Genomic DNA, 16,471 nt, shown 5'->3' with positions numbered 1-16,471 from the left:
TCCTCCTTTAGACAGATGCCTGAGTATTTTTTTCTTGGAATTTTTTCCAGCGAATCAAGATCTCATCCGGCGGAGTTACCTTCGGTGCTTGCGGCGCTAACAGCCAAGTTGCTGCTTTGTGGGTCGGTGAAACATCAAAGAACGGCGGTTGCTGTTCTGCATCGATCTGCAAAGCAAATTCGTTTCGTGGATAAAAAGCGTCCCCGGTTGGCGGGTCCAACAGATCCGGCGGTGAACCAGGAATCGCGTACAAACGATCGCCTGTCCCTTCTAACGTTGGCATCGAACCCAACAAGCCCCAGGTGTATGGATGTTGCGGGTTGTAGAAGATTTCTTCTGCGGTGCCCACTTCGACGATTTTCCCACCATACATCACGGCTACTCGGTCAGCCACATTGGCAACGACACCCAAGTCATGGGTGATAAAGACGATGGACGAATTGATTTTCTTCTGAATATCTTTTAATAACTCTAAGATCTGTGCTTGGATCGTTACATCCAATGCAGTCGTCGGTTCATCTGCAATTAAGATCTGTGGGTAACAGATCAGCGCGATCGCAATAACGATCCGCTGCCGCTGACCACCCGAAAATTGATGCGGATAATTTTTCAAGCGTTTCTCAGCATTCGGGATGCCGACAAGGTTCAGTAATTCCAACGCTTGTCGCAAGCCCTCTTTTTTACTGATTTTGTTGTGCTTCATCAATGACTCTGCCACTTGCTTGCCAATCGGCATCGTTGGGTCTAGTGAAGTCATTGGATCTTGGAAAATCATGGCGATTTCCTTGCCACGGATTTTTTGCAGTTCTTTTTCGGATTTTTTCAAAATGTCCGTCCCATTGAAGAGGATCTGGCCATTATCGACATTGGCATTGCTGGCTAACAACCCCATGATACTGCGGGTTGTCACGGACTTGCCGCTCCCGGATTCGCCCACGATCGCCAAGGTTTCTCCTTTGTATAGATCGAAACTGACATCGCGGATCGCTTGGACTTTCCCAGCAAAGGTGTCAAAAGAAATTTCTAAGTTTTTCACTTCTAAGACTTTTTTCATAGCAATCACTCTTTCATTTTCGGATCAAAGGCATCACGCAAACCGTCTGCCAGCAAATTGAACCCAATCATAATCACAGACAAGGTCACAGCCGGTACCCACATTTGGTAAGGCAGGAACAAGAAGGTTTTGTAGCCATCGCTTAGTAGCATCCCTAAAGATGCTGAAGGTGGTTTTAATCCTAGCCCAATAAAGCTTAGGAAGGCCTCGAAGAAAATCGCCGAGGGAATACTGAACATCATTTGTACGATGATCACGCTGGAAATATTTGGTAATACGTGTTTCATCGCAATCTTGAGACGGCTTTCCCCCAGCGTTGTTGCGGCTAAAACGAATTCCTGATCTTTTAGTTTCATTGTTTGGGCCCGTACGATCCGCGCCATTGGAATCCAGTTAGTGATCGCCATTGCTGCCACGATCGAGAAGATCCCAGGTTCGAAAACTACCAGCATTAAGATCATTACCACTAAGTTGGGAATACCTGATAAGATTTCTAGGAAACGTTGCATCACATTATCGATTCGTCCACCTAAAAGACCAGAGATCAAACCATAGGTTACACCAAAGATGATATCTAGCATCGCTGCGATAAACGCAATCAATAAGGAGATACGTGTCCCTACAAATAGACGACTCAATAAGTCACGACCTAATCCATCCGTTCCTAAAAGGAAATATGTCCCGTCAGGTACATTGGCAGCTGCATACTTATCCACTAGCTCGCCTCCCACCATCGCATAGCCGTTTAAGCCATTGATGTTGATACCGGGAATTTTCGGCGGCAGATTTGTAAAGGTCACATTTTGCGCGGTCGGATCATGTGGCGAGACAAAAATGGTAATGATTGAGATCGTAATAATGATCAGCAACAAAACGATTGAGAAAACAGCGGCTTTGTTCTTTTTCAAACGACGCCATGAATCTTGGAAAAAGGTTAATGAGGGGGTTGCGATCGCTTCACGCTCTTCATTGGTATTTTTTTGTAACGGTTGAAATTTGGCTGCATCGATGGCAGCAACATCATTTGCTGTGTAAGGTTTCTCTGCCATTAGCCACGACTCCCTTCTGAAACTCGGATCCGCGGATCAACGATTCCATATAAAATATCAACAACAAGAATCACAAAGACCAACATTGCGGAATAAAGGATCGTTACCGCCATGATCGTTGGATAGTCATTGGTCATGATTGATTTTACGAACTGTTCACCGATACCCGGGATCGCAAAAATATTTTCTACGACAAGGGAACCAGTCATCAAACCGACAGCTAGCGGTCCTAACAACGTCAATAACGGAATCAAACTATTCCGCAAACCATGCTTGAAGGCGATTTCCCAGCGGCTCAAACCTTTTGCTCGTGCCAACTCGACATAATCACTATGCAGCACTTCCACCATCTCGGTTCGAATAAACCTAGCGGAATCCGCTAACGGCGACATCGCTAAGGCGACGGTCGGTAAGATCGTGCTGGCAAAGGTCTCCCACTTGGCAATCGGCAAGATCCCTAGTTTGATGGCAAAAATATATTGCAGCAAAACGGCAAAGACAAAGTTAGGGATCGAACGCCCTAAGATCGCCACTAAGGTAGACGTTGTGTCGACCCAAGTATTTTGTTTCATTGCAGAGATCGTTCCTAAAATGATCCCAAAGAAGGTACCAAAGATGATCGCTTGTAGTCCTAGTTGCAGTGAAGGTCCGATTCTTCCTGATAATAAATTCGCTACTGGCTGGTTTTTAAATTGGAAAGAGATCCCAAAGTCACCTTTTAGTAGATTGGTCAAATAAAGCCAATATTGGGTAATGATCGGTTTGTCCAATCCTGCTTGCTCATTTAGCAAGGCAATTTGTTCTGGACTTAATTTTTCAGCATTCGTATATGGTGTTCCTGGCAAAAATTGCATCAAGAAAAAGGTGATCGTGGCAATCAGCCATAATGTTAAGACCATGTAGAACACTCGTTTCAATAAATATTTCAAAAAGCTGTTCACGCAGTTTCCCCCTTAAGTATTTTGACTTCTATTCAATAATTATGTAAATTAACATAGTACGAATCATTAAAAAGGAGTCAGATCATGAAAATAAAAAAAAGTAGTGGGCTCATACCCCTCCTATGCCTCGCAATTTCTGGCGGATGGTTAGCCATAAAAAATGAATTTTCCATAGCAGCTCTTTCAGATGCCCTTTTCTTGTGGGCGCTGTTCTTTTTGATCATTGGCGGTTTTTTATGGGTATTTGCTTCTGGTTTCTTTGACCATTTTCAATATTCCATGAAGAAAGCTTTTTCCAAAAATAAAACAGATTATCTGAAATTATCCCAAGTCGGCAAACAGAGTTACGCCTTTTGGTTATGGCCTGGTGTCTTCTTGTTATTCCTTTCATTGCTCTTTTTAATGATTGCTACTAGTTAATTTCACTCTTATATTTTTACTCATTGAAATGAGAAGCAAAAGGCTGAGACAAGAAATTGTCCCAGCCTTTTCTTCGGCATTTCAAGTCAACTACTCGTGATTATTCGATTGATGTCCACTTGTAGTCGTATTGTGCGCCCGCTGCGTGAGCAACAACACCTTTGACTTTTGTTGCACGTAAATGTGCTTCCGCTTTTTGATAAACTGGAATGACACCTTGTTCATTCATAATGATTTTTTCTGCATTGACTAAATCTTCCCAACGTTTGTCAGGGTCATTGGCATTGGTCGTACCTGCTGCTTTTACAGCTGCATCGTATTCTTCACTGCTCCATTGACCACGGTTGTATGAGTTACCTGTCGTAAACAAGTCAGTAAAGCTACTTGCATCGGCATAGTCAGCACCCCAACCGCCCATTACTGTATCAAAATCACCCGCATTTGAACGATCCAAACGAACAGAGAATGGAACTGGACTTAACGTGACTTTCACACCGTCCAATGTTTTTTCGATCGTGTCTTGCAAGTACTCAATGATTTTCTTGGTTGAGTCTGTATCAGAAGCTAAGATATCAAATTCTAATGAATCGATTCCTAATTCTTCTTTGGCTTTTTCCCAATATTCTTTTGCTTTCTCTTGATCGTAGCTAATGACGCTGCCAGCTGCTTCTGTGAAGTCTGTATGATCGCCAGGACTGAAAGTCATGCCTTCCGGAACCAAACCACTTGAAGCAATTGAACCATCACCTAAGATGGATGTTACTAAGGCATCACGGTCGATCGCATAAGAGATTGCTTTACGCAAGTTTTTGTTACGGAAAGGTGAATCTTCATCACGTTGATTCAATTCTAAGTAAGAAGTCGTTGCTTCTGGTTGAGAAACGAATGCTTCGTCGTTAGCCATCTGTTGCGCCAGTTCACCTGTTAGGATGACATCATCTGCTTGACCATCTTGGAAAAGATTCAAGGCAGTTGAGGATTCTTTCACGACGCTTACGTTGATTGTTTGTAATTTAACAGTGTCTTTGTCCCAATACTGATCGTTCTTTTCATAAGCCCATTCTGTATCCGTTCCTGGCCCATCAAAACCAGTCAGGACAAATGGTCCATTATAAACGGCATTGTCGCTTGTTGATGCATATTGATCGCCATTTTCTTCCACTACTTTTTGATTTTGCGGGAAGAATGATGGGAATGCTAATAAGTAATCAAAGTAAGGTGTTGCTTTTTCTAGGGTGATTTCTAATTCATAATCCCCCACTGCTTTGATGCCTAGCTCTGATGGATCCGTATCGCCTGCTGTGATGGCATCCGCATTTTTGACTGGTGAAAATAGATACGCATATTCTGATGCAGTTTCAGGTTTGACCGTCCGTTGCCAGCCATAAACATAATCCGCTGCTGTAACAGGGTCACCATTTGACCATTTCGCATCTTCACGCAATTTGATCTTGTAAGTTAGTCCATCCTCGCTGACTTCAGCTGCTTCAGCTGCACCAGCAGGTTGTGGTGTGCTGTCAGCATCCAAACGATACAGTCCTTCATATACATTGTTCAATGCACTGAAGCTGATCGTATCGGTTGCTAATGAAAGATCCGCACTTGGCATTTCTTGTGAAACCACTACGTTAAATACTTGTTCTGCGTTGCTATCGCCGCTAGTTGCTGTGTCATTGCTTGAACTATTTGTTCCGCCTGTTGTACAGCCGGCTAACACCACGCCACACACAGCTACTAAACCATAGGCCCATTTATTTTTCATCCTGTCCTACCCCTTAATTGAATTAATTTTCAGAATAATCATTCGATTTCTGAAGTTAGATAAGATTTTAATTAATAATTATTAAAAAAGCAATCCCTTTTTCGATAAAAAACACCTTTGGAAGAAAGTTTTCTTGGTATTTACTTACCTTACTCTCATCAAACATTCGTTAAATGCTATTTTTCCTTTCTTTATTTATAAGAAATAAAGCGAAAAAAATAATAAAAAAACATGGTTAAATGTAACTTACATTCATTTTCTGTCTGCTTTTTTCATTTCAGTCATCAAAATGAGAAATGTCTGATAGAAAAGCAAACATGCAGAAAACAAGGATGATTTCTTATCAAATTCAGACAAAAAAGACCTGATCGCATGCTTACTGATCAGGTCTTTTCATTTTAAGAACTTTTGTTTTGTCCTCGAAAGGATGTCCTTCAATGATTAATGGATCGCGCCGCCAATCGCTTTTAAATCTTCTTTGTCGGCATAATCAACGATAGCTTCCACTGCTGCAGTTAATCCTTTGGCGATGTCTTCGATGCTCATTGCAGGCTGTCCTGCTTTATCGACGACTTGCTGAGGAATAAATGGCACGTGAATAAAACCGCCTTTCATTTCAGGGTATTTTGTATCGATCATGTATTGTACTTGATACATGATGTGGTTGCAGACGAAGGTTCCAGCAGTATTAGAAACGGCTGCAGGTATTCCTGCTTTTTTCATATTTTCTACCATTGCTTTGATTGGCAGTTGTGTGAAGTAGGCAGGCTTTCCTTCTGTTTGGATCGCTTCATCGACGGGTTGATTGCCTTCATTATCAGGAATCCGAGCATCATCCACATTGATTGCCACTCGTTCTGGTGAGATGGCAAACCGGCCGCCCGCTTGACCGATGTTTAAGACGACATCTGGGTGGACCTCTTCAATTTTCTCTTCGACGATCGCCGCTGATTTCCCAAATACAGTGGGGATCTCTGCTTTCACGATCTGTGCACCATGAATTGTATCTGGCAGTAATTTCACTGCTTCTAAGGCAGGATTGATTGCTTCTCCGCCAAATGGATCAAATCCGGTAATTAATAGTTTCATTTCCATCATCCTTCCATCTCTGTTTTACCACTAAAATGCCCAAAAGTACATTAAAGCGATGTGGATCACTAACAATAATAAAGCAATTGGGGCTTGTGCTTTAATGACACCATTAGGGTCTTTCATCTCTAACAAAGCCACTGGCAGTGCATTGAAATTGGCTGCCATCGGGGTCAGCAACGTGCCGCAAAAACCAGCGGTCATTGCTAAAGCGCCAGCAACAACTGGATCGCCGCCTTGCGCCATTACGAAAGGTACGCCAATACCGGCAGTTATAACGGTAAATGCTGCAAAGCCATTTCCCATGATCATAGTAAAGATCATCATTCCTAAACAGTAAGCCACGACACCGATAAAACGATTGCCTTCTGGCACGACGCCAGAGATTCCTTGAGAAATCACATCACCAACACCAGCAGCGTTAAAAATGACACCTAGTGCTGCTAATAACTGCGGCAAGATACCGGCAGTTCCGACTTGGCGAAGCATCCGGTCGGAATCGTCTAACACTGTTTTTGGTTTAGCGGAAGTTAGCACGACTGCCAACAAGAGTGCTAAGATCGACGCGATCCCGATCCCCACTTGGCCCCCTAATGGTGTATAAGAAATCACCACAGCGATCAATGCCAAGCTGATACATGGTACGAAGATCGTACTACCGATCCGTTTTGCTGACGCTTCGGCTTTTTCATCATCAACGTCGACGATTTTACCGATCTGTACTTGTTTGAAGAAGGTCAAACAGCCCATCAAAACGATCAAAATTCCGTCCACAAGATACGGCAAAAAATTTCCGAAAGCAAAGACGACCCCTAGCAGTAACCAAAAGGCAGAGGTGCCTAATCGTGTAGGATGGTCTGCTTCACGAAAAACCCGGACAGCCGTCATGATCGACAGCAGCCCAATCAAGATATAAAAGAATTCTAGTAATCCGTTAACGATTCCTTCCATCTATTTCTCCTCCTTCTTGCCATATTTTTTTGCTAATTTGCGATCAAAGAGCAAGTTCGATAACGTGGCAATAACTAAGACGATCAATGCGATCGGCAATGATGCTTGAGCGATCGAACTAGCTGCCACATCATATCCAAGTGATTGCAACGTTCCTACGATCAACAGCACACCAGAAGCAGCCACGAAGGTATTTTGGGCAAAGAAATTCCCGAAATTTTCATTAGCGGCAGCCCGAGCTTTGATTTTTTCCTGATCTTTTTCATCCAGTTCCCCAAATTTATTTTCCCCAGCAGCTTGCGCCATCGGGTTAACGATTGGGCGGATAAATTGCGTATGTCCTTGGATCCGAATAGAGAAAAAGCCAGCAAGTTCCCGAATAAATAAGTACAAACTCAAAAACTTCCCTGGTGTCAAGCCTTTGATTTTTTCAATCAATATGACGGCCTGCTGTTTCAAGCCAAAACGTTCCGACAAGCCGACCATTGGTAATGTCAACAAGAACAGTGTCACGAGTCGATTATTGACAAACGCTTCTCCTAACATTGTTAAAAAATCAACAACAGAAATTCCCGATACAAGCGCGGTGACAAAACCAGCAACGATTACGACAGCAATAGTATCTAGCTTCAGCAAAAAGCCGACTAAAATAACTAGAATACCAATTAATTTAATCCATTCCATCAAATCATCCTTTCACAGTAAGTTATTTTTAATGAATACCAGCTTTTAGTATAATCTATTTTTTTCTTGTAAAACAATGTTTTTTGAATTTTCTTTACAGGAATACGCTTTCTTTAAGGCGTTTTTTAATTGCTTAGATAATAAAAAACCAAAAGAAGAACTGCGCTTGTGCAGTCCTTCTTTTGGTTTTTTTTGTTTAAGAAGCAGAAGCTTCTTTTTTCATTTGTTTGCTTCGCAGCTGTCCGCATGCTGCGTCGATATCTGTCCCATGTTCTTTACGAATCACACAGTTGATGCCGTTTTTCTTTAAAATGTCATAAAAAGCTAACACATCGGCTTTTTTACTTCGAGCATATTGGTCATGCTCACTCACTGGGTTATAAGGAATCAAGTTGACGTAAGACAATTTCTTTTTATCCTTCAATAATGCTGCCAACTGACGGGCATGTTCCGGTCGGTCGTTGACATGATCCAGCATGATATACTCAAACGTGATGCGACGATTGGTTTTTTCTAAATAATAATCGACCGCTCCCATCAGTTTTTCAATCGGGAAGCTCCGATTGATCCGCATCATGGAGGTTCTGACTTCATTATTTGGGGCATGCAGCGAAATCGCTAGGTTCACTTGCAAGCCGTTCTCCGCAAACTCTTTGATTTTATGCGCCAAGCCGCTGGTTGACACGGTAATATGCCGCGCACCGATCGCTAAACCTTTTGGGTCGTTAATGATCTGCAAGAAATGCATCACATTGTCATAGTTATCAAAGGGTTCGCCGATCCCCATGACGACTACGTGAGAGACCCGTTCTCCCTCGTTGCGTTCATCAAAATAGTGTTGTACTAACATGATTTGAGCCACGATCTCGCCTGCTGTTAAATCCCGCTGTTTCTTTAATAACCCACTGGCACAAAAGGTACAACCGATGTTGCAACCGACTTGGGTCGTCACACAAACCGACATGCCATACTCTTGACGCATCAAGACCGTTTCAATCATGTGATTGTCGGGCAATTGAAATAAATACTTGACGGTCCCATCACTGGCTTCTTGTACCACCATCTGCTTCAGGGGATTGATCACAAAGGCTGCCGTCAGTTTCTCAATCAAAGGTTTCGGTAAATTGGTCATTTCTTCAAAGCTGGTTACTCGTTTTTCATAGAGCCACTCCCACACTTGGTTGGCTCGAAATTTCTTTTCGTTTTGTTCAGTTATCCACAAAGATAGATCTGATTTGGTAAGTCCATAAATCGATGGGTTCACTTTTTTCCCTCTTTTCAAACTAGTCGCTACATACTATAACTGAATTCTTTGTGAAAAGCAACCGTACCTTGGTTGTTTGTCAAAGCAAAACCGTTGCTCTACTGCGCTGGTTGATCATTTTTTCGATGCTCAATGTTCCCATCCATCACGCCATCTTACTTGAAATAGCTCTCACAAACATTTTAGTCATAAAAAACAAGCAGTGAATGAACCAACTCCTGTGAAATAAATGGAGCAGCTCTTTCCTGCTTGTTTGCTTTTCCTTGAAGAGATACTCTCTCATGGGCACTGCTTTCTTCACATGATCACCCTTCAAAAGAAAGGACTCGGCCTTCTTTGGCGGTCAACATCCCCCGTTGCGGTGGCTGTAGCTGTAAATAAAGCTGGAGTGACATTTCTAATATCAGTTCTTTGTCTCCTTGTTGAAAAACGCCGTAATAATGGGTCTGTTCCCGTTTCTCTTCATATGTATGACTGACAAGGTAATACCCTTGTTCCATGGTTTCGTTGCGCTTTTTGGTTTCTGAAAGAAAACGGCGAATATGTTTATAAGTAAAGAGAATCAATAAAATGACAACTACTATTAATACTACATACCCCATTGCTTGTTTTACACCTCGATCGTTGATGTAGCAAAGGTCGGCTCCACACCAATACTGATCATCAAAGCAGCATCGACTTCACACATCACTTTATCGTCTAAATGACAAACTTTTTCTTTCAACCGACTTTTGTCGATCGTGCGGATCTGTTCCATCAAAATGACGGAGTCTTTGCCAATCCCTGTGCAAGAAGCGGAAATCCCAATGTGGGTTGGTAATTTCGGCTTCGCCATTTTTGCCGTGATCGCCGCAATGATCACGGTGGGACTGAAGTGATTGCCCAAGTCATTTTGAATGATCAAGACCGGTCGTATTCCGCCTTGCTCCGATCCAACGACTGGTGAAAGATCGGCAAAATAAATATCTCCCCTTTTTACCATAGGACCACCCTAACTTTTATATTCTCGCGGAACCCTTGCTGAGAGGGTGCACGCTACTTCATAGTGAATCGTTTCTAACTGGTCTGCAACATCCTGCATCGTAATTCGTTTCCCATGATTCTCACCAATCAACGTGACCGTTGTACCGACAGCAAAGGCTCGCGGCAAACGAATCATTAGTTGATCCATACACACCCGACCGACGATTTCACAAGGTTCACCTTCTACTAAGAGTGAGAAGCCTTGCATTTTTCGTAACCAGCCATCCGCATAACCGATAGGCACAGTGCCGATCCATTCCTGATGGGGCGTGATATATGTCTCACCATAGCCAATCCCCGCTCCTTTTTCAAGTAATTTCACTTGGATCAGTTCAGAAACAAGTGAAAGGGCTGGTTTTAAGGAAAATGGTTCCTTCAATGCATGACCTGACGGATTCAATCCATACATCGCGATCCCAAAACGGACCATATTCCCAACGGCCTCTTTGTGCCACAAGGAGGTCGCGCTATTGCCTGTATGTATATATGTCGGCAAATAAGGCAAAACAGTTAAGACTTCTTTAAACCGCTGGTGCTGTGTTTCCCAATAAGTTGTATCAGCTTGATCGGCTGTGGAGAAATGGGTAAAGATTCCTTCCCAATCAAATGTGGGATGAGTTTCCAACCAAAGAACGGCTTGAAGCACTTCTTCTGGGGTCAAAAAACCGATTCTCCCCATGCCGGTATCCACTTTGACATGTACTTTAAGCGGTGTCTTTATAGGATTCTCTTCCAAATAAGTACCGGCTTCTACCAACCAGTCCATCGAAGCGACTGGAAAAGAAAAATCGTATTCTGCAAGTAAGGGAATATCTTGCACGTTCACAACCCCTAAAATCAGCAGCGGGTCAGTGATTCCTGCTTCTCGCAATTCGATTGCCTCATCGATCGTCGCAACGCAAAAACCGGCTGCACCGCCTTCTTTGGCTGCTTGAGCAGTTTGTACCGCTCCGTGCCCGTACCCATTAGCTTTTACCACCGCAAAAAGAAACGTCTCGCTTGGTAAGTGAGCAATCTCATTTTTGATGTTTTCGGTAATCGCGGTCGTATCAATAATCGCTTTCGTTGGTCTATGGTAAGCAACCACCATTTCCAGTTCCTTCTTTCTACTAATGCTTGATCAGACAAACAAATTAAGTTGGTTTTATGTAGTCGGCTGTTCGTCCATAAAGTATCGTCGTTTTTTCACCAAGTGACGACTTCCACTCAGGTTACTCACTATCCGATACTTCTAAGATAATTTGTGCAAAGGCAGTATCATTTGTATGGGTGATACTGACAAACGTTTTTTCTAAAGGGTGCGGTGCTTTGGTAACGATCGGTGCACCGAATTCATTGGTCAAGACTTCAATATCATGAAAAGAAACTTTGCCGATCCCCGTCCCCCAAGCTTTGGAGAACGCTTCTTTGCAGGCATAGCGCCCCCCGAGGAACTCTACCTGACGTTTCAGGGGCAAACGGGCAAATAATTTTGCTTCCTTCTCTGTTAAAATACGCGTTATAAACTGAGGTTTTTTTTCAATTAATTCTTTCATTCGAGGCAGCTCGACTGCATCGATCCCGATTCCTTTAATCATTCTTCTCGCTACCTTTACTTAAGATAGGGGTTTCCAAATTGGAATTGGCCCTTGTTTAGCTAGTTACCATTCTACCAAAAAAATGGCGAATTACCATTCAAATCTGACGAGTTTATACGGAGATTAAGATTTTCAATTGCTCGTATTTGTTTTTTATATAAAAAAGACCTTGCAAGTTTCCTTACAAGGTCCACAAACTCAATTAGTCTTGGTTATTTCTGATAACGAAACCGCGTTTTTTGTCGTTGCTACGGCGATTGTTTTTACGGGCACCATCTTTTGAATAGTTACCACGGGCTTTATTGCCGTTGCCGCCACGGTTCCCACCGTTTTCTTTGCGGTTACGATTGCCGCCATTGCTGTTATTGCTGCGACGTCCGTTTTTATTGAATGATTTTTTTCCTTGAGGTAATGGGCGTTCTGGTGTAATTTTGACTGGTTCTAAATCAGCTGGATCTTTCGCCATTGTTTTTAGAAGCAGTGCTGCTAAATCTTGTGCAGAATAACGTTCCAAAAGATCGTCGGCTGCTTGCAAGTATTTATCCAAACCATTTTCATCCAATTTTGTTTCAACAGATTCGATTGCGGCACCTAATTGACCTTTAAATGCTTCTTTTTCGGTTGGTGGGCGCATTGGTGTCATCCGTTTTTTCGTTAAGTTTTCAATGACATGCAAGTAGCTCATTTCGTTTGGTGTAACGAAAGTCACTGACATTCCGCCTTTTCCGGCACGACCTGTACGTCCGATCCGGTGAACATAGCTTTCAGGATCTTGAGGGATATCGTAGTTGTAAACGTGTGTAACACCAGAAATATCTAATCCGCGAGCTGCTACGTCTGTGGCAACTAAGATATCTAATTGACCACTCTTAAATGAACGTAAAACGCTCATCCGTTTTTGTTGAGAAAGGTCCCCATGAATGCCTTCAGCTTTGTAGCCACGGGCTTCTAAACCACGTGCCAATTCATCAACGCGACGTTTCGTACGACCGAAAACGATCGTCAATTCTGGTGATTGCACATCCAACAAACGAGTCATGACATCGAATTTTTCGTAATCTTTTGAGCGAACATAATATTGATCAATCAAATCAGCGGTCATTTCTTTGGCTTTGATTTGAACATGTTCAGGCTCTTTCATGAATTTCACGCCGATATTTTTGATTGCTGGCGGCATTGTTGCTGAAAATAGTAACGTTTGACGAACATCTGGCACTTGGCTGATGATTTTTTCAATATCTTCCAAGAAGCCCATGTTCAACATTTCGTCTGCTTCATCTAATACAAGCGTTTCAACCGTACCTAATTTTAAGGTGTGGCGGTTGATATGGTCTAACATACGTCCTGGCGTACCAACTACGATATGGGGACGATCTTTTAATTGACGGATTTGACGGCCGATATCGGCTCCACCGTAAACTGCTTGAACGCGAATTTTTTTGTCTTTACCAAGACGATACAATTCTTCTTGGGTTTGGATCGCTAATTCACGGGTTGGGGCAATCACTAATCCTTGTAGTTGATGGTTCGCTGGGTCGATTTTTTCTAACATTGGCAAACCAAATGCGGCGGTTTTACCAGTACCGGTCTGTGCTTGACCGATCACGTCTTTGCCTGCTAAGGCTAATGGAATCGTTGCTTCTTGGATGGGTGTTGCTTCTTCAAAGCCGGCACGCTCAACAGAAGTCAATAATTCGTTGGATAATTCTAGATCTTTAAATTTCAAATGGATCCTCCTAGGCTGGTCATCTTTTCGATGCCTGTTTTTCTATCATCGAAGCGTAGGTTAGTTCTTCAGAAACACAAGAGTAGTCCCCTTTACTCTTATCTTTCTCTCGGTACCGAAAAACCGCTTCACGAAGGCATTATAAAAGGCTAAAACAAGTGTTGTTTGTCTCAGCCATCATTTTATCTCAAAACGTCAATGTTTTTTACAGTAATCATTCTGTGCTTCATCTTTCGGCGTTAGATAAGTATAACACGTTTTGAAAGTTTCAGCAAGATTTCAACTCCGCTTTACATTCCTTTTAGTGCATCAACGACTACGCTCAAGCCCATGCCATTGCTCCCTTTGATTACCAAGCTGTCGGAAGGTTCTAAAGTTTCCTTTAAGGAGGCGATCAGTTGCGGTTTTTCATCTGTCGCAAAATAGCGCACCTTGTCAGCCAGTGGTGACTGAACTAGTCGTTTTTGCAATGCTTGCATTTCTTTGCCATAAAGAAAAACTAGTTGGAACGAGTCATCTAAATGTGCGGCCATCTGCTCGTGCATTTGTGCAGAATCTGGTCCTAATTCAAGCATATCTGCCAATACGGCGATCCGTCGGCCTTCTAACGGCAATTTGCGGAAACTATCCAATACAAGACCCATGGCAGTCGGATTGGCATTGTATATATCGCTCAAAATCGCTGCTCCGTTACCGGCAGTTACCCATTGGGTCCGATTTTTCGTTAATTGAAAATGCGCCAAGCCTTCCTTGATGGCTTCATCTGCTACACCAAAATGACGTCCTAACCCAATCGCGATCAAGGCATTTTTGACATTATAGCCGCCTAATACCGGTAGGGTAAAAGTCGTACCTGCTACCGTAAAAATCGTTTGGTCTTGCGATTCCTCTACGATGTCTCCTTGCAGATCTCCCTCTGTTAAGCCAAAAGTTTCAATGGTCTGCGTCAAGTTAGGAACAAAGGGGTCTAACAATGGTTCATCCGCCGGCATCATAAAGAAGCCGTCTTTATTCAATCCTGCGGTGATTTCCATTTTGGCTTTGGCGATCCCTTCTCTGGACCCTAAGTTTTCAATGTGGGCTTCGCCAATCAACGTGATAGCAGCAGCATCAGGTTCTGCTAAGCGCGAAAGGACTTCGATCTCTCCTGCATGGTCCATTCCCATTTCTAAAATCAACACTTGCGTATCTTCTGGTGCATGCAAGATAGTCAAAGGCACGCCTAGTTCATTGTTATGATTACCTTGAGTTTTGTAGGTCTGGTATTTTTGTGCCATAACCGCGTCTACCATATCTTTTGTGGTTGTTTTCCCATTACTTCCAGTAATACCGATGATTTTCGGTGCAAGCTTTTCTTTATACGCTCGTGCCAATTGTTGGAACGCTTTGACAGTATCCGTGACGGGGATCACAAGGATGCCTTGCGGTGGTTGGATGTTGGGATGACTCCACAATGTCGCGATCGCACCATTGTCTTTGGCTTGTTGGGCAAATTCATGTCCATCCCGAGTCCCCGCCAAGGGAACAAAAAGACTGTTTTCTTTGATTAGACGGCTGTCAAACTCCACAGAGGCAAGTGGTGTCTCATTTTCAATTGGCTGACCAAATACGGCAGCGGCTTCTTTTACAGTAAAATTCATCAGGTTCGCTCCTTTTTTACAAAAAAAGAAAGCACAAGATCGCTTCAAGTATTTTCCTTGAGTTGAGCTGGCTTTCTTCCTGCTATTTATTCTGCTTCTTTTTCATTCTCTGCTTCAACTTCTGCTTCTTCCACATTCGTCAAGAAAGAACGTCTTTGGTTGAAACGATTCATCCCTAATTGGATCAATTCTTCAATCAAATCACCATACGGCAATCCGGTCTTTTCCCATAGCAATGGGTACATGCTGAATTCAGTGAATCCCGGCATCGTGTTCAGCTCATTTAAAAAGAGCTCGTTTTTATTGGTCAAAAAGAAATCACAACGGCTCAACCCACTGCCGCCCAACATCGTATAGGCTTTTTTCGCAAACTCTTGGGCTTTGGCTTGTGTTTCTTCGGGAATTTGTGCAGGAATCTGCATCTCGATTCGGTTGTCAATGTATTTGGAATTGTAATCATAAAACGCAACATCTTTTACGATTTCTCCCGGCATGGTGGTCCGCACGTCTTCGTTTCCAAGAACAGCGACTTCGATCTCACGGGCTTCGATTCCTTGTTCAACGATCGCTCGGGTATCATAGCGATACGCTTCTTGTAGCGCATTTTGCAGTTCTTCACGGTTCTCGGCTTTCGAGATACCGACACTTGAGCCCATGTTGGCAGGTTTGACAAACATCGGATAAAGCAGACTGCCTTCACATTGATCGAAAATCTTTTTCGGATTTTCTTTCCACGCATTTTTCAAGACTGGTACATAGGGAACTTGCGGAATTCCCGCAGCTTGCAAGATGTACTTGGTCATGATTTTGTCCATCCCGCAGGCACTAGTCAAGACACCGGCTCCGACATAAGGCATTCCGATGGTTTCTAAAAACCCTTGGATCGTGCCGTCTTCGCCGTTTGGTCCATGGAGCAATGGAAAGACGATCGCGTCTTCTTCATAGATGGCCCCAGGTGAAATTTCTTCCCCTTTGGTCTCTTCGTTGGTCAATGCCAAAGTATCTGGTGACGTTGGCGCCTCAGACAATAATGGGCCTTTTAACCAGCGTCCTTCTTTAGTGATCATTACTAATTGAACTTGGTAGTAATTATAATATACAGCATTAACAACTGAAAAAGCGGATAACAGTGATACCTCATGCTCTGCACTGCGTCCCCCGTATAATAAAATGATTTTCAAAAGAATTTCCTCCTGTATTCATTGATTCTACCAAACTAAGTCTTCCACATTTTAGCACAAAATCGACCAACCGGCATTAAATCTTGCAGAAATTTCTTTAAGCTTACACA

16 protein-coding genes are annotated in these 16,471 nt (G+C 43.0%); 1 reads left to right on the top strand and 15 read right to left on the bottom strand.

Annotated elements, in window-relative coordinates; genetic code table 11:
• Window positions 1–7: 7 nt before the first annotated feature.
• The 3 genes from IGI89_RS07290 to opp3b are packed head-to-tail and all read right to left on the bottom strand — an operon-like array spanning window position 8 to window position 3,044.
• Complete coding sequence (locus tag IGI89_RS07290; RefSeq protein ID WP_216593164.1) at window positions 8–1,060, bottom strand: ABC transporter ATP-binding protein; 1,053 nt, start codon at window positions 1,058–1,060, stop codon at window positions 8–10.
• On the bottom strand, window positions 1,060–2,103 hold the full coding sequence (locus tag IGI89_RS07285; RefSeq protein ID WP_005233683.1) for an ABC transporter permease: 1,044 nt from the start codon (window positions 2,101–2,103) through the stop codon (window positions 1,060–1,062). The genes IGI89_RS07290 and IGI89_RS07285 overlap by 1 nt, the downstream gene beginning before the upstream one ends.
• On the bottom strand, window positions 2,103–3,044 hold the full coding sequence (gene opp3b, locus IGI89_RS07280) for an oligopeptide ABC transporter permease (RefSeq protein ID WP_005233681.1): 942 nt from the start codon (window positions 3,042–3,044) through the stop codon (window positions 2,103–2,105). Before opp3b ends, IGI89_RS07285 begins: the two co-directional genes overlap by 1 nt.
• 84 nt (window positions 3,045–3,128) lie before the next feature.
• Here opp3b and IGI89_RS07275 point away from each other — a divergent pair, with 84 nt between their 5' ends.
• Window positions 3,129–3,464, top strand: a complete 336-nt coding sequence (locus IGI89_RS07275; RefSeq protein WP_005227990.1) for a DUF3899 domain-containing protein — start codon at window positions 3,129–3,131, stop codon at window positions 3,462–3,464.
• A gap of 100 nt (window positions 3,465–3,564) precedes the next feature.
• On the opposite strand, the gene IGI89_RS07270 is transcribed toward IGI89_RS07275, so the two are convergent.
• From IGI89_RS07270 to IGI89_RS07215, 12 genes are all read right to left on the bottom strand, one after another.
• Entirely contained in the window at window positions 3,565–5,226 is a 1,662-nt protein-coding gene (locus IGI89_RS07270; protein WP_438735480.1) for a peptide ABC transporter substrate-binding protein, read from the bottom strand.
• A gap of 441 nt (window positions 5,227–5,667) precedes the next feature.
• Window positions 5,668–6,315 carry a pyroglutamyl-peptidase I gene (gene pcp, locus IGI89_RS07265; RefSeq protein WP_008379428.1) on the bottom strand — a complete coding sequence of 216 codons (648 nt, stop codon included), beginning with the start codon at window positions 6,313–6,315 and terminating at the stop codon, window positions 5,668–5,670.
• Window positions 6,316–6,345: 30 nt separating this feature from the next.
• Entirely contained in the window at window positions 6,346–7,266 is a 921-nt protein-coding gene (locus tag IGI89_RS07260; protein WP_005233677.1) for a DUF979 domain-containing protein, read from the bottom strand.
• Entirely contained in the window at window positions 7,267–7,950 is a 684-nt protein-coding gene (locus IGI89_RS07255) for a DUF969 domain-containing protein (RefSeq protein ID WP_005233676.1), read from the bottom strand.
• 196 nt (window positions 7,951–8,146) lie between these two features.
• Entirely contained in the window at window positions 8,147–9,214 is a 1,068-nt protein-coding gene (rlmN, locus tag IGI89_RS07250) for a 23S rRNA (adenine(2503)-C(2))-methyltransferase RlmN (RefSeq protein WP_438735479.1), read from the bottom strand.
• A gap of 305 nt (window positions 9,215–9,519) precedes the next feature.
• Complete coding sequence (locus IGI89_RS07245; protein ID WP_016612926.1) at window positions 9,520–9,816, bottom strand: hypothetical protein; 297 nt, start codon at window positions 9,814–9,816, stop codon at window positions 9,520–9,522.
• A gap of 8 nt (window positions 9,817–9,824) precedes the next feature.
• The gene (locus IGI89_RS07240; RefSeq protein WP_005227961.1) at window positions 9,825–10,196 is read right to left on the bottom strand and encodes a type II toxin-antitoxin system PemK/MazF family toxin; all 372 of its coding nucleotides are present in this window, start codon (window positions 10,194–10,196) and stop codon (window positions 9,825–9,827) included.
• Window positions 10,197–10,205: 9 nt separating this feature from the next.
• A complete protein-coding gene (gene alr, locus IGI89_RS07235) occupies window positions 10,206–11,327 on the bottom strand; it encodes an alanine racemase (RefSeq protein WP_008379416.1) in 1,122 nt (373 codons plus the stop codon).
• 121 nt (window positions 11,328–11,448) lie between these two features.
• Window positions 11,449–11,814 (bottom strand): holo-ACP synthase, encoded by a 366-nt coding sequence (gene acpS / locus IGI89_RS07230; protein WP_005233665.1) that lies wholly within the window; start codon window positions 11,812–11,814, stop codon window positions 11,449–11,451.
• A 202-nt stretch (window positions 11,815–12,016) separates the two neighbouring features.
• Window positions 12,017–13,540 carry a degradosome RNA helicase CshA gene (gene cshA / locus IGI89_RS07225; protein WP_438735478.1) on the bottom strand — a complete coding sequence of 508 codons (1,524 nt, stop codon included), beginning with the start codon at window positions 13,538–13,540 and terminating at the stop codon, window positions 12,017–12,019.
• 290 nt (window positions 13,541–13,830) lie between these two features.
• Window positions 13,831–15,180, bottom strand: coding sequence for a UDP-N-acetylmuramoyl-tripeptide--D-alanyl-D-alanine ligase (locus IGI89_RS07220; protein WP_438735477.1), 1,350 nt, complete (start codon window positions 15,178–15,180; stop codon window positions 13,831–13,833).
• Window positions 15,181–15,266: 86 nt separating this feature from the next.
• Window positions 15,267–16,361 carry a D-alanine--D-alanine ligase gene (locus IGI89_RS07215; protein WP_005233659.1) on the bottom strand — a complete coding sequence of 365 codons (1,095 nt, stop codon included), beginning with the start codon at window positions 16,359–16,361 and terminating at the stop codon, window positions 15,267–15,269.
• Between the last annotated feature and the right edge of the window lie 110 nt (window positions 16,362–16,471).

Source organism: Enterococcus sp. AZ141 (assembly GCF_051714385.1).
In the GTDB taxonomy this organism is placed as follows: Bacteria; Bacillota; Bacilli; order Lactobacillales; family Enterococcaceae; genus Enterococcus_D; species Enterococcus_D entomosocium.
The sequence above is the reverse complement of the archived record's forward strand: the minus strand, read 5'-3'. Positions and strand labels throughout refer to the sequence as shown.